The following is a 22,085-nucleotide window of genomic DNA, read 5'->3' as shown; positions in this document are numbered from 1 at the left end:
CACTTACAATTTTTGCTCTTTAAATTGAATATCGTGCAGCTTTTTGTAAAGACTGTTTTTCTTTTTCAGTAATTCTGACTGAGTTCCTTGCTCAACCAATTGTCCATTTTGTATCACAATAGTTTTATGAGCATGGGCAATTGTTGAAAGGCGATGGGCGATGACAATTGTCGTGCGTCCCTTGGTAAGGCGATGAAGGGCTTCATTGATTTGTGCTTCAGCATGTGAATCCAAAGCGCTTGTTGCTTCATCAAGAATCAAGATTTCGCCATCATGAAGCATTGCTCGGGCAATAGCGATGCGTTGTCTTTGTCCACCTGAAAGATTATTACCATTGTCACCTATTTGTGTATCATAACCATTCGGAAAATCCATAATAAAATCATGAGCATTGGCCGCTTTTGCTGCTTTTATAATATCGTCGTTATTGGCTCCTTCTTTGCCAAGTCCGATGTTATATTTGATAGTGCCTTGGAATAAGAAAGTATCCTGTCCTACATAAGATATGAGATTACGAAGGGAATGAAATGTGATGTAGCGGATATCTTGATTACCGATGAATATACGTCCCTGTGTAGGGTCATAAAGGCGCATAATGAGATTAATAAGGGTTGATTTTCCTGAACCAGATGGCCCTACCAAGGCTGTCATTTTTCCTGCTTCTATTTCCAGATTGATATCATTGAGCACTTCCTGATCATCTTTATAGGCGAAAGAAACATGTTCGAAGCGAATAGAATGTTGCGTTTTATTAAGGTTTTTAGCTTTCTTATGTTCTATAACAGTTAAGGGGTAGTCGAGTATTTCGAACATTGTACGGATACTCACCAAACCAGATTCAATTTTAACGCGGACATTTGCTAATCTTTTGGCAGGTTCATAAGCTAGAAGTAAAGCTACAATAAAAGACATTAGCTCACCTTGAACACCTGCATGTTGGTTTGCAAGGTAACCAGAAAAACAGATAACAACAGCGATTGCAATGCCAGCGAGTGTTTCCATAATAGGACTTGTTGCAGCTTCAAGTGTTGAGATACTATTTGCTTTTTGTTCGACATCACTAATGGCTTCATTCATGCGTTTTTTCATCAATTCTTCTAGCGAAAAAGCTTTAATCACTTGAATGCCGATAGCAGTTTCTTGCATGACTTTAATGATTTCACCAAGCGAATGAAGTTCTTTCTCCATAAGGTTACGCACGCGCTTTAAGGCTATTCGAACCCCTAAAAATGCTAATGGCCCAACAGTTAAACTAATAGTCATTAATGTAAAATTTTGAATGAACATAACAAACAGGAGCCCAATAACAGAAAGTAAGTCACGCACAAAAGTTGTGATAATTGTGTCAATAACAATACGGGCTTCTGTCGCGTTGTGGGTTACACGAATAAGAAGATCAGATGAGGTATTATTATGGTAAAAGGAAACTCCTTGTTGCATAAGTCTGGCGTAAATTTTGCGTTGTTGTTCAGCAACAATACTATTGCCTGCTTTGCTAAGAAAATAGGTTTGAGCAAAGGTTGCAATTCCTTTAAGAGTAAAAATGAAAGCAATAGCACCGGAAATGAAAATAATTACATTAAAATTTTTTGCATCAATAATATGATTGACAACATCGCGCATGATCCACGCACTAGTCGCAGTGGTTAAGGAAATGATAATCATTGAAACAATCGCGGCACTGTACCAGTGCACATGTTTTTGAAAATTTTCTCGCAAAAGGCGGGTAATAAGATGCTTATCGAAAGAGGATGTTTGTTTTTTTACCATAAAACACTTGTATCCTCTATCATTATTCTAGACAAGATTAGATATCCTCTATGGAAAAGATTTAACTTTTCTGGCAAACAAAGAGCGCTTTGTATAAAGAGATTTTATGCATCGATTAATTAATTCTCAAAAATTACTCAAACACTTTAAATAGCATATTATATTTTTAAGACCATGCGTTTGCGTGCTGAATGAAGTTTATAAATGCGCCTTTTGAATTATGATTTAGGTGCGATCACCATCATCATTTGACGATTTTCAAGTTTTGGCTCAGATTCGATTTTAGCAATTTCGCTTACGTCTTCTTTCATTCGTTCAAGAAGCTTTACTCCAAGATCTTGGTGCGCCATTTCACGACCACGGAAACGCAAAGTAATTTTTACTTTATTGCCATGCTCAATAAAACGATGGATAGCTTTAAGCTTAACTCCATAATCATGGACGTCAACATTCGGTCGCAGTTTGATTTCTTTGATCTCGATGATTTTTTGCTTTTTACGCGTTTCAGCTGCTTTTTTTTGATTCTGATATTTCAGCTTACCTAGATCAACAATCTTACACACAGGCGGTTCTGCATTTGGCACGATCTCAACGAGATCAAGTCCAATATTTGCAGCCATAGCGAGCGCTTCTTGTGTCGAAACTATTCCTTGATTTTGTCCCTCATCATTAATAAGTTGAATGCAAGGAACTCGAATTTCTTGATTTGAACGTGGCCCATCTTTTTGATTAGGCGTCATTTTAAACGGCCGGCGAATGATTTATGCTCCTTAATTTTGATTAATTATTGAAGATTTTAATATACAATTATGTCTGAAAAAACAACTAGAATTGATGCTTTTTTCAGGCTTTTGATAAACGCTTTTGATTTATTTTTTCAAAGATAGTAGTTTTTTATTAACAAGGTATCTTATTCAAGGAAAGACAATAATGGATCAAAATACTCTTTGCCAATTTTTTTCGTTTGATAATACAGCTCTTGCTGTACGTTATCGCAAAGGTAATCGTTCTCCAGGAGTAGTTTGGTTATCTGGTTATCGATCCGATATGCTGGGGAGCAAAGCGATGACTGTTGATGCTTTTGCTCAAAAAAATGATTTATCTTGTTTACGTTTTGATTATTCTGGCCATGGAGAATCTGAAGGGGATTTTTTTCAAGGAACCATTTCACGTTGGGTGAAAGAGAGTTTAGCTGTGTTTGAAGCTTATTGTGAGGGACCACAAATTTTGATTGGTTCCTCTATGGGAGGATGGATCGCCATAAAACTCGCTATGATGTTGGCAGAGAAAAAAAAGGCACTAGCTGGTATGGTGTTGATTGCACCTGCTCCTGATTTTACACAAAATTTGATTGAACCGGCTTTGGGTACAGAAGAATGGAAGGCTTTAGAAGAAAAAGGTTATTTTGAATGGCCTTCAGCTTATGGTTTGGAACCAACACCGTTTACAAAAGCATTGATTGAGGATGGGCGAAACAACAGGGTTATGAAAGGGTGTATTGATGTTGGGTGTCCAATTCATATTTTGCAAGGGATGCAAGATGAAGAGGTTCCTTATCAACATACACTAGGTTTACTTGATTATTTACCTTTAAATAATGTAACATTGACACTTGTTCGTGATGCAGATCATCGGTTTTCACGTCCGCAAGATTTGAATTGCTTTGAAAAAATATTGATGTCATTGATTGACCAGATTAACGCAGAATAAAAGCGAGTTTCATTTATTATCAAAAACATTGATTTGGTTATTAAAGACGTAATGTATGGCGGTTTATGAACGGAATTTTATTTTCTGTGATCGCATTGTCCCTTTACGGGTGCGAGAACACCGAAGAGCACGCCGTTTTACATTGCGTATTGATGCAAGTGGGCAGAGGATTAGCCTGACAATACCGCCGGCGGTAAGTTCCTGTGCGGTGCAGCGTTTTATTGAAAAGCATCAGTTTTGGATTGAAGAACGCCTTGCTCGTTTGTCCATTTCTTGCGAAAATTTGCATATTAAAGAAGGTGCAACGATTCCCTTATTAGGCGTTTCACACATCGTAACACGTAAAGAAGGGCGTGGGGTCGTTGAAGTTGTTTCAGGTAATGGAGAACAAAAACCGCAAATCATCATCTATAGTCAATTAGAATATTTACCAAGGCGTGTTGCGGATTTTTTGAAAAAACAGGCTGAGATCACAATAACGCCGTTGGTAGCTCATTATGCATATAAGGTGGGGCGCAAGGTCAAATCAATCCATTATAAAGATATAAAAAGCCGTTGGGGATCTTGTTCAACAGATGGGCGTCTCTCTTTTTCATGGCGCCTTATTATGGCACCAAAAGAAGTTGTTGAATATGTTGTGGCACATGAGGTAGCTCACCTTATCGAAATGAATCATGGGGAGAAATTTTGGACCCTTTGTGAAAGACTTTGCTCTGGTTATAAAATGTATCGCACTTGGTTGAGGAAAAATGGTTATACATTGCATAGGATCAATTTTCACGGATAGTGGATAATATGAGATAATATACAGGAGCATTTTTGAGGTTTTACAATGTTTTTACTTTATCTTTTTTGTAATTCATCTTAACATTTTATAGCCTTTAGTTCAGATCGGAAAAATTCTCATGCCTGTCCTTACAGATCCTGTCCAGTTGTTACAGGCGCTTATTCGTTGTCCCTCTATTACGCCTAATGAAGCTGGCGCTTTATCAATTTTGGAACAGTTTTTAAGAAAAATGGGATTTAGTGTTGAGCGTCCCATTTTTTCAGATAAAAATACAGCAGATGTTGAAAATTTATATGCGAAGATGGGGAATAAGGGGCCGCATCTTATGTTTGCTGGCCATAGTGATGTTGTGCCACCTGGTGAATTAGATAATTGGATGTATCCTCCTTTTGAGGGGATAATTAATCAGGGTAAAATATATGGGCGAGGTGCTGTTGATATGAAGGGCGCAATAGCTTGTTTTATCGCAGCACTGGCCCGAGTTCTTGAAAAACAACCTATAAAAGGGGCTGTGAGTCTTTTGATTACAGGCGATGAAGAAGGTCCCGCTATTAATGGTACAGTAAAACTTCTAAAATGGGCAGCACAAAAAGGCGAAAAATGGAATGCAGCCATTGTCGGTGAACCAACAAGTGTAAAACGTGTTGGTGATATGATTAAGATTGGTCGTCGGGGATCAATTTCTGGCATCATTACAGTTAAAGGTCGGCAGGGACATGTTGCGTTTCCTGAGCGCGCGGCTAACCCATTGCCTTTAGCACATAAACTGATTCAGGCGTTGACAGATACTGCTTTGGACCAAGGAACAAAGAATTTTCAAGCAAGTAATCTGGAATTGACAACTATTGATACAGGAAATTCTGCTACCAATATTATTCCAGCGCAAACAGTAATTCGTTTTAATATTCGCTACAATGATCTTTGGACAAAGGAAGCGCTGATTGCCGAAATTGAAAAGCGTCTTGCTTTGGTGCATTCGGAAAATAATAGCAATCAATACCCCTATTATCAGCTTGAATGGATACAAAATTTAGGCAGTGTTTTCTTGATCAAAAATGATCACTTAATTGAAATATTGTCGAATGCTATTGAAATAGTGACAGGAAAAAGACCAGAATGTTCAACTTCTGGTGGTACTTCCGATGCGCGGTTTATTAAAGATTACTGTCCAGTCGTTGAATTTGGTTTACCAGGGAACACGATGCATATGGTAGACGAATGTGTCACTCTTGATGCTATGGAAAGCCTCACGGTTATTTATGAACGTTTTATCATTGATTTTTTTGCGTAAAAAAGTGATCACTACGGGTGCAATGGTAGGTTGCAATTTTGGAAATTTTAATGAGCTAGTTGGCTGATTATATGGTCAAGCAGGATGCGCCCTGTCTTCGTCACTTTTAAGCGCTGGTTATCAATCATTTCTACTAATCCTTGTTGTTGTAGATTAGTGAGTTTTTCTGACGATACGCTTTTGGTGCTTAAAGTTTCATAACGTGTAAGATCAAAGCCTTCTGAAAGACGCAAACCCATAAGCAGCATTTCATCAGCTTGTTGCTCTCCTGTTAATTCTTCTGTTTCAATGCAACCATGACCTTTTGTGTCTACTAATTTGAGCCAACGTTCGGGATGTTTTTCATTAATTGTCACATGACGGGTCTGTTGAGATGAGGGCCTTTCTGAAAGGGCAAGGGAATGTTTCGTAAAGCGTCCATGTGCACCTGGGCCAAAACCTGCATATTCGTGATAACGCCAATAAAGAAGATTATGACGCGATTCTGCACCAGAAATTGCATGATTTGAAATTTCATAGGCGGGAAGGCCGTGTAGTGCTGTTATTTCTTGAGTAAGATTATAAAGGTCTGCTGCTAATTCTGGCTCGGGGAGGATAAGCTTTCCTTCAGCATGAAGCCGCTTAAAGGCGGTTCCTTTTTCAATGGTGAGTTGATAAAGGGAAAGATGGTCTGCGGCCAGATCAATAGCTTGTAGAAGTTCATCTTTCCATTGTTTAAGCGTTTGCTCAGGGCGAGCATAAATAAGGTCAAAGGAGAGACGTGGAAAGATTTTGCGTGCTAAATTAATAGCATGAAGGGCCTGTTTAACATCATGGAGACGGCCAAGTTGTTGCAGTGCTTTATCATTGAGTGCTTGTACACCTAAAGATAAACGGTTGACTCCTGCTGTACGGTAGCCATGAAAGCGCTCTGCTTCCACACTGGAAGGATTGGCTTCAAGGGTAATTTCGATTTTATCATCGATTGTCCAGTTTTTGGCAACAGATTGTAATAAGGCATCGACTGTGTGAGGAGTCATCAAGGAAGGAGTGCCCCCTCCGATAAAAATACTGGTAATATGACGTGGGCCTATCTCATGATATTGTGTTGTCATTTCGCGTTCAAAAGCTTTTACAAAATGTTGTTGATTTACACCCTTGACGCGAACGTGCGAGTTGAAATCACAATAAGGACATTTAGCAGTACAAAAGGGCCAATGGATGTAAATACCAAAAGGTTCAATCATGAAATTACCAAAAGACTTTCCGCAAAAAGCTTGAAAGCACGTGCGCGATGTGAAAGAGGTATCTCATCATTGAGTTGCCAACCATGTTTTTGCTCTGTTGACATTTCTCCAAAGCTATTGTCGTACCCATCTGGTAAAAAAATGGGATCAAAGCCAAAACCTTTATTTCCGCGTGGTGGCCAAATGAATGTGCCATCAATGCTACCGCGAAAATAATCCGCGTAGCCGTCAGGCCATGCAACACAGATGACAGATACAAATCGGCCTTTTCTTTGGTTTTTTTCAACGGCTCCGATTTTTTGCAGTTCATTTTCTACTTTTTGCATGGCTTTTGAAAAATCACGCGTACCATCGGGTTGCATAGCCCAATTAGCTGTATAAACTCCTGGGGCATTGCCTAGCGCATCAATTTCCATGCCTGAATCATCAGAGAGAGCAGGAAGTCCCGTGGCTTTTGCAGCTGCAAAGGCTTTGATATAAGCATTTTCTTCGAATGTTGTTCCTGTTTCTTTTGGTTCAGGCAGGTTAAGCTCTGCTGCTGATTGTATTGTTAAATCGAAAGGGGCAACCAATGTGGTGATTTCGTATAATTTACCGGTATTATGCGTAGCAATGACGAGTTTTTTACCAATTATACTTCTCATGCCTACTTCTCCTAAAATGAGGAATTCATTGTTTATTTGAGTAAAGAGGTTTGTTTTGACAGGGTAAAACGCTCGGCAATACCAGTTTGATAAAATGGCAAATGTAGCGTTACTGAAAGCTCATTTTTAGTGGTTTCCTTAACATTTACAAGAATTTTATATACTGTCGTATCAGCGTTAATCGGTTTGATGTTTATAAATTATTATAATTAAAATCAATAACGGGTGTTTTTTGTAGAAATCGTAAGAATTTTGTATCAAGAGGGTTTTTAAAGATTTTGTCGTGGAGCGTATATTTTCTATGTTTGCAATGAGTGCAAACAATTATAAAATGTGGGTATTATCAAATTTTATAAATGTTATCCCTTTGTACATCTTTTAATATATCATTCAAAAGCAAGCGTTTGAGTTTAATTAAAGAGTAGTGATTAAAAAACACATAAATTACTTTTCTCATTTGCAATGAATGGTACTTTATACAATAAAATAGTGTGTTTCTCAGACTGATTTAGGTTATTTGACCAGATTTTAGAAAAAATTATGTAAGAGGAAGATATTTTTCAACGGTGACGCAAGAGTAGTAAAATAACATCTATTGCTAATGAATTAGAAGGACTAGATGAGCGTTCTCTTGATATTTTTCGCCACATTGTTGAAGTTTATCTTAATGATGGTGAACCTGTGGGATCGCGTAATTTTTCACAATTTTTATAATAAAACTTATCGTCTGGGACGATTCGTAATGTGGTGAGAGGTTTTCATCATCTGAGTTTAATCTATGCACCTCATGTATTTGCAGGATGAATGCCAACACATCAGGATTACGATTTTTTGTTGATGCATTTACGGAAGTTAAGTGATTTACCTCATTGAAAAGCGTGAAAATATTGACACGTCTCTCAAAAGAGGTTGGTTATGCACAATCTGTGGAATATTTTTTAACCCAAGATAGCCGAATTCTCTCAGGTTTGTCGCGCAGGATTGGGTTGATTTTAGCGATGAAACATGAAAGGACATTGAAGCATGTCGAATTTGTACGTCTTGATGGAGAGCTTATTCTTGCGGTTTTGATGATAGAAAAAGGCGAGGTTGAAAATCGCATTATTCGTTTACCAGAAGGTGTTATCCATGCACATACAATTGACAAAAGTGACAAAAGCAAAAAAATTTCTCAATGTCCATATTCAGAGTTGTACACTCCAGTGAAGCTAAAATAGAAATTGAGTGCTCATGCTTAAAAAACACGGGCGCTCTTGATGAATTGTCTCATCATCTTGTTGAGACCGGGTAGCTCTTTGAGGAGGACAAGACGCAGATCATAAGATGCATCTTATCGTTTGTAGGCGGAGCAATTTGCTTGAGTATATAAGGGTAGGAGAAGATTTAGAGCGGTTGAAATATTTATTAATGATCTTGAAACACGTGAAAGTATGGCATAATAGCTGCTTGATTTGGCAGATGACGGTTTAGGAGTGCGTATTTTTATTAATTTAGAAAATAAGTTATTTTTGCTTTCTGGCCCTTCGTCTAGTGGGTAGTGCCTTATTGTGATGCACAAGCAAGGGTGTGGTGCTCTAGGCATTATTGGGCCAACACAGCTTAATTATGCAAGAATTGAGCCTATAGTTAATTATATAGTTCAGCTTATGTATCTGCTGCATTAGTGTGTGTGTTAAGCATTTTGTTGATAGATATTCATTCGTGTTAAGATGCACAAATACTTCTTGATTTTTGATGACAAAATTTCGATATCAAGAGCAATAAACCTTATAAAGGAATGCAACTTTTATGTTTGATGAAAAAAACAAATTTACTGACGCTTCATTTGAAAATTGCGATTTAAAAAATCCAGCTGATCGTGATACCCTTAAACAGGCTGCTGATGAGCTTTTAAAAATGCACAGAGGAAAAGAAGAAGTATGCGCAGACGTTGAAGAAGAAAAAAATGAGTCTACGGATCTTTTAGCCACTTTACAGGATGAAAATAAAGAACTGAAGGATCAATTTTTGCGTCTTGCTGCAGATATGGAAAATCTTCGGCGTCGTACGATACGTGATGTAGCTGATGCAAAAATTTATTCAATTGCCAATTTTGCTCGTGATATGTTGTCTGTTTCTGATAATCTTAATCGTGCTTTGGAGGCTATTCCAGCGGATGCACGTGAAAGTGATACAAATTTAAAAATGTTAGCTGAAGGTGTGGAAATGACTGAACGTGCGATGATGGCCGCTCTAGAACATCATGGAGTGAAGAAAATTTGTCCAGAAGGGCAAAAATTTGATCCTAATTTTCATCAGGCAATGTTTGAAATTTCCAATTCTGATGTTCCAGATAATACTGTACAACAGGTTGTTCAAGCCGGTTATATCATTGGTGAGCGTGTTTTGCGCCCAGCAATGGTTGGTGTGGCTAAGGGGGGGCCTAAAGAAAATTCCACAGAGGCCGATTCGGCATGAAAATATTAATAAAGCATTTTTAGTGTGAAGCTGCGTTGTTGTTGACTTTTATGCTATTAAGGGTGTTTATTTTGATGGTTGATAAATCTTAGAGGGGGCGCGTAGAAGCTGCCCCGCTGATAGACTTTTCTCTTCCTGTTGAAAGGGATTTGTGTGTAAGTTTTTCACTTTGTTGTTCTGTTTTTTGCTTCACTTAGAGAATTTACCTTTGCAAGGGGAAGCATAATGATAAATCGCGCACCAATTTTGCTATTTTCAAGGGTAGGATCAATAATATTTTCAGCGGTGAGCGTTCCATTATGAGCTTCAATAATTTGCCGACTAATAAAAAGACCCAGTCCTGAATTTTGTCCAAATGCATCTTCATTTGGTCGGTCAGTATAAAAACGTTCAAAAATATGATTAATATTCTCTGAACGAATACCAGGGCCATTATCTTCAACTGTTAAAATAAGCGTGGAAGCTTTACCTGTCATAGTAATCCAAATTTTTCCGTTATCATGAGGAACGAAGGAACGTGCATTCGCAAGGAGATTAGAAATAACCTGACCTAACCGTAATTCATACCCTAAAACAAAGTAATGCTTATCGTGAGGATGGGGAACGATATTAAGATTGATATCGATTGTTTGTTGACTAGAATATACTTCACGAACAGCGTGGATGAGGTTTTCCAAAAGTAGATTCATATCGACGATTTGTGCAGTTTCACGGGCAAGTTCTGCATCTAATCGTGAAGCATCAGAAATATCAGTAATTAAACGATCAAGACGGCGGATATCATGTTGAATAATTTTAAGCAATTTTTCCTGTGTTTCTTTATTTTTAGTTAGTGGTAGCGTTTCGACAGCGCTTCGTAGCGAAGTGAGAGGATTTTTTAGCTCATGGCTTACATCTGCAGCAAAACGTTCAATGGCTTCAATGCGCATGTAAAGAGCATTTGTCATATCACATATAGAAGTTGAAAGATGACCAATTTCATCTTCACGTTCGGAAAAATCAGGAATTTCTATTCGTTTGTTGTTACCATGACGTACACGATTGGCAGAAGCAGATAGTTTGCTCAATGGATGAGCAATTGTATGCGCTAAAAATAGGGAAAGTACTAAAAGAACACTCCCAACGACCGCAAAAACTTTAAAAATTACGAGTCTTTCACCTTTTACGATATCATCAATATCTGAACCAAGGGTTGAAAGAAGAAGAGCACCCACGACTGCACGATAACGCTGAACAGGAACAGCAACTGAAACAATTAATTGACCTTGCCTGTTACGTCGTTTAGCGGTCGCGGAAGAGCCATTTAATGCTTGGTAAACTTCCGGGTGGATATCGACGTAACCTTTGGCTTTCTCTCTATCAAGGGCAAGACCATTGCCATAAAGTGTATTTGAAAACCATGAACATAGAGATTTCCATAGGGTTTCTTTGGTTTCAATAGGTGGTAAATCATAGCTGAAAACTTTGCCACTAGAATAAAGAACACGTGAATCAAGAAGCAAAGTGGCATCACGGTCATAGATACGCGCTCTTGTTGTTTCGGGTGCGATGAGTCGGCGTAATAATGGTGCAATTTGTTCAGGATTAATAGGGAAATCCCAAGAGTCCGTTGATTGAGGTGTTGGAGCAACACTTTCTCCAATTTGTAACTCTAGAAGCTTTTGAGGATCAATTAAAATAGAATTTGTATCTACTGTTGCAGAAGCAGCAATAGCTCCGGCAATAATTTTTCCTTGAGTACGCAAACTTTCAATTTTCGCTTCAATTAAACCATCACGAAATTGATTAAGGTATAAAATACTTGTAACCAGAACACCAAGAGCAGCAAGGTTTAAAATGACAATACGGCGTGTAAGGCTGGAAAGAAATAATTTTTTAAAGAGGCTCTGTATCCGCTGATGCAAATCAGCTAGTATGAAAAGACGTGTTGGAGGAAGAGCACTTGGCGTTTCGTTTGTAAGAGTGCTTGGTTGAATGTTCTTTTTCATTAGTTTCATTGTTACGCAAGCTTTTTCAGTGAAATGGTTTTACACGTCATGAAAACGATAACCTACACCATAAAGTGTTTCAATCATTGCAAAATCATCATCCACTTGTTTAAATTTTTTACGTAAACGCTTAATGTGACTATCGATAGTCCGATCATCTACATAGACTTGATCGTTATAGGCGGCATCCATTAAAGCATCACGACTTTTAACCACTCCCGGACGTTGTGCTAAGGTTTGAAGAATCAGAAATTCTGTGACCGTTAAGATAACAGGTCTATCTTTCCATGTACAGGTGTGGCGTTCTTGATCCATTATCAGGTCTCCTCGTTTAAAGGAAGAGGTAGGGGATACACCTGTTGGTACCGGTTGGTTACGAGCGTTGAAACGGCGCAAAATAGCTTTGACTCTCTCGATGAGAAGACGTTGAGAGAAAGGTTTGGTAATAAAATCATCCGCTCCCATTTTGAGGCCAAAAAGTTCGTCAATTTCATCATCTTTAGAGGTAAGAAAGATAACTGGAATATCAGATTTTTGGCGTAGTCGACGCAGAAGTTCCATACCATCCATACGTGGCATTTTAATATCAAAAATAGCTAAATGTGGAGGATGCAGTGTTAAAGATTTAAGTGCAGATACTCCATTTGTGTAGCTTTCAACGCGATACCCTTCTGTTTCGAGCGCAAAAGATAAAGATGTCAAAATATTGCGGTCGTCATCAACAAGTACAATCGTTTGGGTGACTGTTGGAGTATTCTTCATGGCTTCCTGAACCTCTCTGTTTCTTTAATAAGACATTGACCACACTAAATTATATGGAGATTTACATTTTTTTTGCAAAACAAATATGGTGCAAATTGTGGCAGAGTCAAAGATCTTTCATTTTCACAGTGAAAAGCTATTTTATTTTGCAAATTTTTAATGTTTTTTTGCTAATTAAGATTCCTATACAGATTAGAAAATTCTATTGTGATGTTTTTTTGTCGAAATTTACTACAGTTTTCGTCTAAGAAGTAGATGGAGTTATTTTCAATAATTCAAGTTTATAGAATCTGCCTATATATTTAAAATAGTGAGAGAAAATACTGTTATGGTAAGGCCAAAAGGCCACCATCCTCCTATGAAAAAAGATGAATGGGGTTTTATTTTTTTGAAATGGTTGATATTGGTCATCATTAAACTGAAAGAGACAATTTTGAATGCGAGAGTTTTACACTAAATTTGCTTGATGAAGCTTAATCTTAGAAAAATTCTGTGCGTGTCTGAAATGCGCTCAAGCTTAACAAATTGGTGAATAATCTTTTTATAATAGTAGACTGCTCATTTTAATCTATGCTTAAGCTAAGGGAGAATATAGAATTTTATTCTATGTTTTTCAGTGTGTTATAGGGGTTGGATAATTATGTGAAGCATCTACATTAAAGTAAATATCAATGACACCAGCTTTTTCAAATGTCAACTTTGCATTGATTTTGTCACCTTTTTGGAATGGTTGTGAAAGTCCCATGAACATTATATGATCACCACCAGGTTTCAGTTTAATTTCGCCAGATCCTGGAATTTCAATACCATTGGTGAGGTGTTTCATTTGCATAATATCATTATTAATTGCCATAGAATGAATTTCTGTTGTTTTTACTCCATCCGTTTCAACAGAGATGAGTCGATCGGGAGTATTTCCGTGGTTAATAATGTGAAAATAACCACTGCTGACTTTTGTACCCTTTAACGTTGTACGTGTCCAAGGATGCACGATTTCTATATCACCAATTTTATACTGGTGAGCGTTTGCAGTTATAGGTAAAGTTACAAAAACAGAGATAAGAACAATATACCAAATGCTGGTGACAAGCTTTTTGAATGCATATTGTACGTGAGCAATCGGTGTAGACATAAATTTTCCATTCTGCAAACAATAAATGTTGTCATTGGCTGAATCCTCAGGCATTGAACTTACTTTATCAATGCTTTCTTGTATTTTGAACTGAGCCTTTGCTTATATAAGCATGAAAGATGGTATTGTTCAAATTATATTGGCTTGAAAAATTAAAATAGTTAAGAAAATTCATTAAGAATAGCCAGTTCTTTTTTGCATATCTGTAACTTTAAAAGGATATATAGAGAAATTTATAGCAGCTGATTTTCAGTTTTTCTTCAAAAAATGCATTTAATACTACAATAAATGCAGAATTTTCTGTATTTATTGACGAATACAGGGATTGTTGATTAGTGTAAATCTGATTAAATATGTTCTATTTTTTGTAGATTTATTGTTTGAAAAATATACTTTCACAAAGTTTTCATTTAAGTATTTTTTGTAATTTTGAGAGATAAAACACCAAGCGAAAATTAGACAATAGCTTTTATTTTTCTAATCTTTATAGTGCATTCACATTTTTGTGAGAATTGAAGATAAGATGTGCTATGATATCTGTGCCTATGGTGTTTAAAGCAGTAGAAATACTTATTTTAAAAGAAAATTTTCATTTTAAGAATGTTTTTTTGTTATTCTCTTGTAGGGATGAAAGGCTGTTCTTATATACCAAAAAAGACTCGTTGTGATTCTCAAATTATTGTATGTGATTTGGAGTTAAATATGGGCGTTGAATAATAAGGAGCTGTTTTGGAAAGATGCTTAATAAAGATTTAGACAGCTTGCTGAATGGAGATTAAAATATGGCAAAAGTAATTGGTATTGATTTGGGGACGACCAACTCTTGTGTTGCTGTCATGGATGGCAAAAATGCAAAGGTTATTGAAAATTCAGAAGGAGCACGGACAACGCCTTCTGTTGTTGCTTTTACTGATAGTGGTGAACGACTTGTGGGGCAACCTGCTAAACGACAGGCAGTTACCAACCCTGAAGGAACAGTTTTTGCAGTTAAGCGTTTGATTGGACGCCGCTTTGATGATCCCATGGTTGAGAAAGATAAAGCGCTTGTACCTTACAAAATTGTTAAAGGTGACAATGGTGACGCATGGGTTGAGGAAAACAGTAAAAAATATTCTCCATCACAAATTTCAGCAATGATTTTGCAAAAAATGAAAGAAACAGCGGAATCTTATCTTGGTGAAAAGGTTGAGCAAGCTGTTATCACTGTTCCTGCTTATTTCAATGATGCACAGCGTCAGGCTACCAAAGATGCTGGTAAAATTGCTGGGCTTGAAGTGTTACGGATCATTAATGAGCCCACAGCTGCTGCTTTGGCTTATGGTTTGGATAAGAAAGATGGCAAAACTATTGCTGTGTACGATCTTGGTGGTGGTACGTTTGATATTTCTGTGCTTGAAATCGGAGATGGCGTTTTTGAGGTTAAGTCAACCAATGGGGATACGTTCTTAGGTGGTGAAGACTTTGACATGTGCTTGGTGAGCTATTTTGCCGATGAGTTTAAGAAAGAACAAGGAATTGATCTCAAAAATGATAAATTGGCTTTACAGCGTTTGAAAGAAGCAGCAGAAAAAGCAAAAATTGAGCTTTCTTCTTCACAGCAAACTGAAGTTAATTTACCGTTTATCACCGCTGACCAGTCTGGTCCTAAGCACTTAACGATGAAATTAACCCGAGCAAAATTTGAATCTCTCGTTGATGATTTGGTGCAGCGCACGATCGAACCTTGTAAAGCTGCATTGAAAGATGCAGGATTACGTGCTGGTGAGATTGACGAAGTTGTTTTGGTGGGTGGTATGACTCGCATGCCTAAGATTCAAGAAGTAGTGCAAAACTTCTTCGGTAAAGATCCCCACAAAGGCGTCAATCCTGATGAAGTTGTAGCGATGGGTGCAGCAATTCAGGGTGGGGTTTTGCAAGGTGACGTGAAAGATGTTTTGCTTCTGGATGTTACGCCTCTCTCTTTAGGTATCGAAACGTTAGGAGGGGTATTTACACGTTTAATTGAACGTAATACCACCATTCCGACTAAGAAATCTCAAACTTTTTCAACAGCTGATGACAATCAAAATGCGGTAACTATTCGTGTTTTCCAAGGCGAACGCGAAATGGCCAATGATAACAAATTATTAGCTCAATTTGACCTTGTTGGTATTCCACCAGCACCGCGTGGTGTTCCTCAGATTGAGGTTACTTTTGATATTGACGCAAATGGTATTGTGAATGTTTCGGCTAAGGATAAAGGCACTGGTAAGGAGCATCAGATTCGTATTCAGGCATCAGGTGGTTTAAGTGATGCTGATATTGAAAATATGGTTAAAGATGCGGAATCACACGCTGCTGAGGATAAAAAGCGTCGTGAAAATGTTGAAGCCAAAAATCAGGCAGAAGCCCTCATTCATTCAACTGAAAAGTCATTAACTGAATATGGCGATAAGGTCTCAGCTGAGGATAAAGGTCAGATTGAAGCAGCAATAGCAGATTTGAAAGCTGTTCTTGACGGGGACAATTCTGAAGAAGTGAAAGCAAAAATGCAGAAATTAGCAGAAGTCAGTATGAAGCTCGGACAAGCTATGTATGAGGCTTCGAATGCATCTGCAGAGGCTGATGCTGTAGCAGATTCAGCAAATGATGATGTGGTTGATGCTGATTTCGAAGAAATTAATGATAAAAAGAAATAGTTGAAACCAATGGATTGATAGGTTAATAAGCCCAGCCCGTGAAATATGAGGCTGGGTTTATTGTTGGGGAGCAGTTGTCATTCTGTTGCTGACAAATATACATTGAAACAGATATTATTCATGAAATGAATAACGGAAAATTTATCAGGAATATATGATGAAAGTCGATTATTATGCAGTTCTTGGCGTGACACGTGAATGTGATGATAAAAAGCTAAAATCTGCTTTTCGCAAACTTGCAATGCAATATCATCCTGATCGTAATCCAGGGGATAAAGAAGCGGAACAGAAATTCAAAGAAATCGGTGAAGCTTATGAAGTTCTAAAAGATCCTCAAAAGCGGGCTGCATATGATAAGTTTGGTCATGCGGCTTTTGACAACAATAGTCGTGGAGGAGCTGGCCCATTTGGCGGTGGATTTTCTGCAAGTGGTGGATTTGCTGATATTTTTGAAGATTTCTTTGGCGAAGTTATGGGGGGTGGGTACCGGAAACGAAGCGATGGTCGTGAACGTGGTGCAGATCTAAGCTATAATATGGAAGTGACATTGGAAGAAGCCTTTGCGGGAAAAACTGTGCAAATTAATATTCCAAGTTTGATTATGTGTGATGCTTGTGAAGGATCAGGTGCAAAAAAAGGTTCTAAGCCACAAACTTGTGGAATTTGCCATGGATCTGGACGTGTACGCGCTGCGCAGGGATTTTTTTCTATTGAACGGACATGTTCAAAATGCCATGGTCGTGGCGAAATTATTACAGATCCGTGTTCGAAATGTCATGGGACAAGGCGCGTGGAAAAAACACGTTCGTTACGTGTGAATATTCCAGTGGGTATTGAAGATGGGACCCGTATTCGTCTTTCTGGTGAAGGCGATGCAGGCAGTCGTGGTGGTCCTGCGGGTGATTTGTATATTTTTCTTTCCATTAAGCCGCATGAATTTTTTCAACGAGAAGGAGCAGATCTTCATTGTCGCGTTCCTATTTCAATGACTACAGCTGCTTTAGGGGGAGAGTTTGAGGTTGCTGATCTTGAAGGTATTCAATCACGGGTTAAAATACCAGAAGGAACACAAAATGGACGTCAATTCCGCCTTAAAGGTAAAGGAATGCCTATATTGCGCCAACAGGCAAGGGGTGATCTTTACATTCATATTACCATTGAGACACCACAGAAATTGACGCAAGAGCAACGCGAATTGTTACAACAATTTGATAAGCTTTCAAATCATGAAAATTCACCACAATCACATGGTTTTTTTTCGCGTATGAAAGAATTTTTTGAAAATATTTCTGGTCAGCATTAATGGATCTATGTGAATTTAGGAAAGTGATAAGAAATACACAGTGTGATTGAAAAAAGATTTGTTAGAATATTCGATCAAATAGACAAGCAGATTTTTCTTCAAAAAAGTCATTGAAGTTTTAAATGGAGAACAGAAAATATAAATCGGTATCATATATTTCGTTTTTATTATATGATGCACATTCGTTTGTTAATTGTGCACAGTTTCTCCGAAATTCTTCCGTATTTTTTGCTCATAAATAAGGTTATCGGATAGTGATATTCTGTATTTCCTGAAAGTTCTTCAGTATGAATTAGTATGAGGAAAGAAATTCCTTGTGTTTGATCTCAAGAATATTTAGGGAGCGGTTTTAAGGAAAAATTGATGATTGTCATAGGTTGAGTAGAGAGAAATTTATTTTAAAATCTGTTTTTATTTTCCTAAACTCCTTTAAGAGAAGGAAAAAATAATAAAGAGGTTCTTTTGATGGATAATGTTGCAAATAATGATGTAGATGTTTTGGAAAAACAAGCGGCATTTTTGTCATCTGCTTTACCTTATATGCAAAAATATGAAAATGAAACGGTTGTTATAAAATATGGCGGACACGCTATGGGCAATCTCGCTTTAGGGCAGGCGTTTGCACGTGATATTGCTTTATTGAAGCAATCTGGCGTTAATCCTATTGTCGTTCATGGTGGTGGTCCACGAATTGCTGAAACTTTAAAGAAAATGGGGATCGAATCACGGTTTGAAAGTGGTTTACGCGTGACGGATGAAAAGATCGTTGAAGTCGTTGAAATGGTTTTGGCAGGATCAATTAATAAAGAAATTGTAGCGCTTATTAATGCTGAAGGTGAATGGGCGATTGGACTTTGCGGCAAGGATGGTAATATGGTTTTTGCTGAAAAGGTTCATAAAACGGTAATCGATCCTAATTCGAATAGTGAACGTGTTCTAGACTTAGGATTTGTTGGTGAGCCTGTTGAAATTGATCGAACATTGCTAGATTTTTTAGCGTGTTCTGAAATGATTCCGGTTATTGCTCCTATTGCTCCGGGTCGTGATGGCAAAACTTATAATATTAATGCTGATATTTTTGCAGGAGCAATTGCTGGAGCTTTGGAAGCTAAACGCCTTTTGTTTCTAACAGATGTGCCTGGTGTTCTGGATAAAGAGGGGAAGGTTTTAAAAGAATTAACAGTTACTGAAGCTAAAAATCTCATCAAAGATGGAACAATTTCAGGTGGTATGATTCCAAAAGTTGAAACCTGTATTAACGCTATTCAAGGTGGTGTAGAGGGTGTGGTTATTTTAAATGGCAAAACCTCCCATCCTGTTTTGTTGGAATTATTTACCGAGCATGGAGCCGGAACGCTTATCATTTCGTAATATATAAGGAGTAAGTTTAAGGGTGAAGCTTTTCATGGCCAGAATAAAACAGTTTAAATACCCTTTATTAAGTAAGCAAGAATTGGCCTTGTGTGCTGCAACAATGCTCTGGGGTATTACATTTTTAATCATCCATATTGCGGTACGTTATAGCGGTCCCCTTTTTTTTGTAGGATTTCGTTTTATGGTTGCAGCACTTATCTCTGGGATGATTTTTTGGCGATCGATGAAAGGCATAACCATTTATGAAATTTTTGCTGGTATGTGTATTGGTCTGGGAATGTTTCTTGGTTATGTTTTACAAACAGCAGGACTTCAGACGATTATCAGTAGTCAGTCAGCTTTTATTACGGCGCTTTATGTGCCGGTGGTACCAGTATTGCAATGGATTTTTTTAAAAAAAACCCCACATTTAGCGAGTTGGGTTGGTATCGTTTTCGCTTTTATCGGGCTTATGCTTGTTTCTGGGCAGGGGATACAAGGTATTAATTTTTCAACAGGCGAAATTCTCACCCTGTTAGGAGCTGTAGCAATTGCTGTAGAAATTATTCTGATAGGTTTTTTCGCAAGCAAAGTAGATAGTCGGCGTATAACGGTTATACAGTTATTTTTTGGAGGTCTTTTTTCATTTTTCTGTATGCCTTTGATGGATGAAACTATTCCTGAATTTTCATGGGTGTGGTTCAATATAGGTATAGCGTTAGCTCTTATGAGTGCAGTGATTCAATTAATAATGAATTGGGCACAGAAATCTATTTTGCCTACTCGTGCAACACTTATTTACGCAGGCGAACCTGTGTGGGCTGGTATTGTTGGGCGTTTAGCTGGTGAGCGTTTATCTGCTTCTGCTTTATTAGGTGGTTTGCTCATTCTGATTGGGATTATAGTATCAGAGTTACAACCTTCACAATGGTGTAAAAAAGATAAAATTGTCAAAAAGATCGATTAGGTTTCTTGTTTTTAGGTCGTTCTCTTGTGCGACAATGTTTCCTGAAAAAAGTCAGTGCGTGACATTTTTTAAAGATCTATGAGCTCTAAAAAGAGTAAAAATTAAAATAGGGCAATTTTATTAGTCAATTTTTTTGATATTTTTCAAGGCTCTTAAGAGGGGGGATAATTGGTCTTTGCGTTTTGTGTTATTCTTTGCTAAATCGCCCTCTATGACAATAGATCGTAATTATATCCGTAATTTCTCCATTGTGGCTCACATTGACCACGGCAAATCAACTTTGGCTGATCGTTTAATTCAAATGACAGGAGGCCTTGAAACACGAGAGATGAAGGATCAAGTACTTGATTCTATGGATATTGAGCGTGAACGTGGCATTACGATTAAAGCGCAAACAGTACGCTTGCGCTATAAAGCAAAAAATGGTGAAACATACATCTTAAATCTTATTGATACACCTGGCCATGTTGATTTTGCTTATGAGGTATCGCGTTCATTGGCAGCTTGTGAGGGGTCATTGCTGGTGGTAGATGCTAGCCAAGGGGTGGAAGCACAAACGTTAGCAAATGTTTACCAAGCTATTGATAATAATCATGAATTAGTTGTTGTTCTCAATAAGGTGGATCTCCCTGCTGCAGAACCTGAGCGTGTGAAAAAGCAAATCGAAGATGTGATCGGCATTGATGCATCTGAAGCAGTAGAAATATCAGCAAAAACAGGTTTAGGTGTTATTGATGTCTTAGAAGCAATTGTAATGCAATTGCCACCTCCTAGCATTGGTGATGTTACCAAACCTTTAAAGGCGATGTTGGTTGATAGCTGGTATGATGCTTATCTTGGTGTTATTGTTTTGGTGCGCGTGATTGATGGTGTCTTGAAAAAAGGCCAAATTATCCGCATGATGGGTACAGGCGCAAAATATCCAGTTGAACGGGTTGGAGTATTTACTCCCAAAATGGTTCAGGTTGATGAATTAGGGCCAGGAGAGATTGGTTTTATCACGGCTTCTATTCGTGAAGTTGCCGATACGCGTGTTGGGGATACAATCACTGAAGAGCGACGCGCTTGTGAAGAGATTTTACCAGGTTTTAAACCTGTTCAGCCGGTTGTTTTTTGTGGTCTTTTTCCAGTTGATGCAGCCCATTTTGAAGATTTACGTATCGCCATGGGAAAGTTGCGTTTAAATGACGCTAGCTTTTCTTTTGAGATGGAAACATCAGCGGCTTTGGGTTTTGGTTTTCGTTGTGGCTTTTTGGGGCTTCTTCATCTTGAGATTATTCAAGAACGGTTAGAACGCGAATTTAATTTGGATTTAATTGCGACAGCGCCTTCAGTTGTTTATCGCATGAATATGAATAACGGTTCTGTTAAGGAATTGCATAATCCAGCTGATATGCCTGATATTGTTAAAATTTCTTCCATTGAAGAACCATGGATTCGTGCAACAATTATGACACCTGATGATTATTTGGGATCAGTTTTAGCACTTTGCCAAGAACGACGTGGGTTACAAGTTAGTTTGAGCTATGTTGGGACGCGTGCTATGGTAACCTATGATTTACCCTTAAATGAGGTAGTGTTCGATTTTTATGACCGTTTAAAGTCACTTTCGAAAGGATATGCTTCTTTTGATTATCAGATGACAGATTATGCTGAAGGGGATTTAGTCAAAATGTCTATTTTGGTTAATGGAGAACCGATTGATGCATTGTCGATGCTGGTACACCGCAGCATAGCAGAAAAGCGTGGGCGTTCCATGTGTGAAAAACTAAAAGATCTTATTCCGCAACATATTTTTCAGATTCCAATTCAAGCAGCCATTGGTGGTAAAATTATTGCACGTGAAACAATTCGTGCATTGCGCAAAGATGTGACAGCAAAATGTTATGGTGGTGATGTTACCCGTAAGCGCAAACTGTTAGAAAAGCAAAAAGAGGGCAAAAAACGTATGCGCCAGTTTGGAAAGGTGACAATTCCGCAATCAGCTTTTATTCAAGCACTAAAAATGGATAAATAG

The 22,085-nt window shown here is 37.9% G+C and carries 16 protein-coding genes and 1 pseudogene; 10 read left to right on the top strand and 7 right to left on the bottom strand.

All coding sequences use genetic code 11. The annotated features are described in order from the left end of the window. Positions 1-3 precede the first annotated feature (3 nt). Together BARBAKC583_RS06525 and infC are read right to left on the bottom strand one after the other, a co-directional pair. Positions 4-1,770 (bottom strand): ABC transporter ATP-binding protein, encoded by a 1,767-nt coding sequence (locus BARBAKC583_RS06525; protein ID WP_005768130.1) that lies wholly within the window; start codon positions 1,768-1,770, stop codon positions 4-6. Positions 1,771-1,988: 218 nt separating this feature from the next. Further along, a complete protein-coding gene (gene infC, locus BARBAKC583_RS06520) occupies positions 1,989-2,510 on the bottom strand; it encodes a translation initiation factor IF-3 (protein WP_005768129.1) in 522 nt (173 codons plus the stop codon). A 190-nt stretch (positions 2,511-2,700) separates the two neighbouring features. Between infC and BARBAKC583_RS06515 the strand changes: the two genes are divergently transcribed. The 3 genes from BARBAKC583_RS06515 (at position 2,701) to dapE (ending at position 5,558) form a co-directional block, all read left to right on the top strand. Beyond that, positions 2,701-3,480, top strand: a complete 780-nt coding sequence (locus tag BARBAKC583_RS06515) for an alpha/beta hydrolase (RefSeq protein WP_005768128.1) — start codon at positions 2,701-2,703, stop codon at positions 3,478-3,480. Between the two features lie 55 nt (positions 3,481-3,535). Next, the gene (locus BARBAKC583_RS06510) at positions 3,536-4,267 is read left to right on the top strand and encodes a M48 family metallopeptidase (protein WP_005768127.1); all 732 of its coding nucleotides are present in this window, start codon (positions 3,536-3,538) and stop codon (positions 4,265-4,267) included. A 118-nt stretch (positions 4,268-4,385) separates the two neighbouring features. Continuing rightward, positions 4,386-5,558: a succinyl-diaminopimelate desuccinylase gene (dapE, locus tag BARBAKC583_RS06505; protein WP_005768126.1), complete on the top strand. Its 1,173-nt coding sequence runs from the start codon at positions 4,386-4,388 to the stop codon at positions 5,556-5,558. A 47-nt stretch (positions 5,559-5,605) separates the two neighbouring features. Here dapE and hemW read toward each other — a convergent pair whose 3' ends face one another. Next, positions 5,606-6,784: a radical SAM family heme chaperone HemW gene (gene hemW, locus BARBAKC583_RS06500; protein ID WP_005768125.1), complete on the bottom strand. Its 1,179-nt coding sequence runs from the start codon at positions 6,782-6,784 to the stop codon at positions 5,606-5,608. Then, on the bottom strand, positions 6,781-7,428 hold the full coding sequence (locus tag BARBAKC583_RS06495; RefSeq protein ID WP_005768124.1) for a non-canonical purine NTP pyrophosphatase: 648 nt from the start codon (positions 7,426-7,428) through the stop codon (positions 6,781-6,783). The genes hemW and BARBAKC583_RS06495 overlap by 4 nt, the downstream gene beginning before the upstream one ends. A gap of 585 nt (positions 7,429-8,013) precedes the next feature. Between BARBAKC583_RS06495 and BARBAKC583_RS06490 the strand changes: the two are divergent. Both BARBAKC583_RS06490 and grpE read left to right on the top strand, forming a co-directional pair. Next, positions 8,014-9,092, top strand: a pseudogene (locus tag BARBAKC583_RS06490) (HrcA family transcriptional regulator). A gap of 124 nt (positions 9,093-9,216) precedes the next feature. Further along, a complete protein-coding gene (grpE, locus tag BARBAKC583_RS06485; protein ID WP_005768122.1) occupies positions 9,217-9,885 on the top strand; it encodes a nucleotide exchange factor GrpE in 669 nt (222 codons plus the stop codon). 164 nt (positions 9,886-10,049) lie between these two features. Here grpE and BARBAKC583_RS06480 read toward each other — a convergent pair whose 3' ends face one another. The 3 genes from BARBAKC583_RS06480 to BARBAKC583_RS06470 form a co-directional block, all read right to left on the bottom strand. Continuing rightward, positions 10,050-11,873 (bottom strand): sensor histidine kinase, encoded by a 1,824-nt coding sequence (locus tag BARBAKC583_RS06480; protein ID WP_011807451.1) that lies wholly within the window; start codon positions 11,871-11,873, stop codon positions 10,050-10,052. A gap of 39 nt (positions 11,874-11,912) precedes the next feature. Continuing rightward, positions 11,913-12,635: a response regulator transcription factor gene (locus tag BARBAKC583_RS06475; RefSeq protein ID WP_005768120.1), complete on the bottom strand. Its 723-nt coding sequence runs from the start codon at positions 12,633-12,635 to the stop codon at positions 11,913-11,915. 613 nt (positions 12,636-13,248) lie between these two features. Continuing rightward, on the bottom strand, positions 13,249-13,767 hold the full coding sequence (locus BARBAKC583_RS06470) for a copper chaperone PCu(A)C (RefSeq protein ID WP_011807449.1): 519 nt from the start codon (positions 13,765-13,767) through the stop codon (positions 13,249-13,251). Positions 13,768-14,549: 782 nt separating this feature from the next. Here BARBAKC583_RS06470 and dnaK point away from each other — a divergent pair. From dnaK to lepA, 5 genes are all read left to right on the top strand, one after another. Next, positions 14,550-16,445 (top strand): molecular chaperone DnaK, encoded by a 1,896-nt coding sequence (gene dnaK, locus BARBAKC583_RS06465; RefSeq protein ID WP_005768116.1) that lies wholly within the window; start codon positions 14,550-14,552, stop codon positions 16,443-16,445. Between the two features lie 157 nt (positions 16,446-16,602). After that, entirely contained in the window at positions 16,603-17,748 is a 1,146-nt protein-coding gene (gene dnaJ, locus BARBAKC583_RS06460) for a molecular chaperone DnaJ (RefSeq protein WP_005768114.1), read from the top strand. A 465-nt stretch (positions 17,749-18,213) separates the two neighbouring features. After that, positions 18,214-19,119 carry an acetylglutamate kinase gene (gene argB / locus BARBAKC583_RS06455; RefSeq protein ID WP_005768112.1) on the top strand — a complete coding sequence of 302 codons (906 nt, stop codon included), beginning with the start codon at positions 18,214-18,216 and terminating at the stop codon, positions 19,117-19,119. 34 nt (positions 19,120-19,153) lie between these two features. After that, the gene (locus tag BARBAKC583_RS06450; protein WP_005768111.1) at positions 19,154-20,068 is read left to right on the top strand and encodes a DMT family transporter; all 915 of its coding nucleotides are present in this window, start codon (positions 19,154-19,156) and stop codon (positions 20,066-20,068) included. Between the two features lie 211 nt (positions 20,069-20,279). Then, positions 20,280-22,085 (top strand): translation elongation factor 4, encoded by a 1,806-nt coding sequence (lepA, locus tag BARBAKC583_RS06445; RefSeq protein WP_005768110.1) that lies wholly within the window; start codon positions 20,280-20,282, stop codon positions 22,083-22,085.

The organism is Bartonella bacilliformis KC583, from assembly GCF_000015445.1.
GTDB classification, from domain to species: Bacteria; Pseudomonadota; Alphaproteobacteria; order Rhizobiales; family Rhizobiaceae; genus Bartonella; species Bartonella bacilliformis.
Note: the sequence above shows the minus strand (reverse complement) of the source record. Positions and strands in the feature narration are given on the sequence as shown.

Excerpts from the sequence above, each read along its gene's own strand:
- BARBAKC583_RS06525 (WP_005768130.1), bottom strand. The coding sequence starts at position 1,770 with ATGGTAAAAAAACAAACATCCTCTTTCGATAAGCATCTTATTACCCGC.
- infC (WP_005768129.1), bottom strand. The coding sequence starts at position 2,510 with ATGACGCCTAATCAAAAAGATGGGCCACGTTCAAATCAAGAAATTCGA.
- BARBAKC583_RS06515 (WP_005768128.1), top strand. The coding sequence starts at position 2,701 with ATGGATCAAAATACTCTTTGCCAATTTTTTTCGTTTGATAATACAGCT.
- BARBAKC583_RS06510 (WP_005768127.1), top strand. The coding sequence starts at position 3,536 with ATGGCGGTTTATGAACGGAATTTTATTTTCTGTGATCGCATTGTCCCT.
- dapE (WP_005768126.1), top strand. The coding sequence starts at position 4,386 with ATGCCTGTCCTTACAGATCCTGTCCAGTTGTTACAGGCGCTTATTCGT.
- hemW (WP_005768125.1), bottom strand. The coding sequence starts at position 6,784 with ATGATTGAACCTTTTGGTATTTACATCCATTGGCCCTTTTGTACTGCT.
- BARBAKC583_RS06495 (WP_005768124.1), bottom strand. The coding sequence starts at position 7,428 with ATGAGAAGTATAATTGGTAAAAAACTCGTCATTGCTACGCATAATACC.
- grpE (WP_005768122.1), top strand. The coding sequence starts at position 9,217 with ATGTTTGATGAAAAAAACAAATTTACTGACGCTTCATTTGAAAATTGC.
- BARBAKC583_RS06480 (WP_011807451.1), bottom strand. The coding sequence starts at position 11,873 with ATGAAAAAGAACATTCAACCAAGCACTCTTACAAACGAAACGCCAAGT.
- BARBAKC583_RS06475 (WP_005768120.1), bottom strand. The coding sequence starts at position 12,635 with ATGAAGAATACTCCAACAGTCACCCAAACGATTGTACTTGTTGATGAC.
- BARBAKC583_RS06470 (WP_011807449.1), bottom strand. The coding sequence starts at position 13,767 with ATGTCTACACCGATTGCTCACGTACAATATGCATTCAAAAAGCTTGTC.
- dnaK (WP_005768116.1), top strand. The coding sequence starts at position 14,550 with ATGGCAAAAGTAATTGGTATTGATTTGGGGACGACCAACTCTTGTGTT.
- dnaJ (WP_005768114.1), top strand. The coding sequence starts at position 16,603 with ATGAAAGTCGATTATTATGCAGTTCTTGGCGTGACACGTGAATGTGAT.
- argB (WP_005768112.1), top strand. The coding sequence starts at position 18,214 with ATGGATAATGTTGCAAATAATGATGTAGATGTTTTGGAAAAACAAGCG.
- BARBAKC583_RS06450 (WP_005768111.1), top strand. The coding sequence starts at position 19,154 with ATGGCCAGAATAAAACAGTTTAAATACCCTTTATTAAGTAAGCAAGAA.
- lepA (WP_005768110.1), top strand. The coding sequence starts at position 20,280 with ATGACAATAGATCGTAATTATATCCGTAATTTCTCCATTGTGGCTCAC.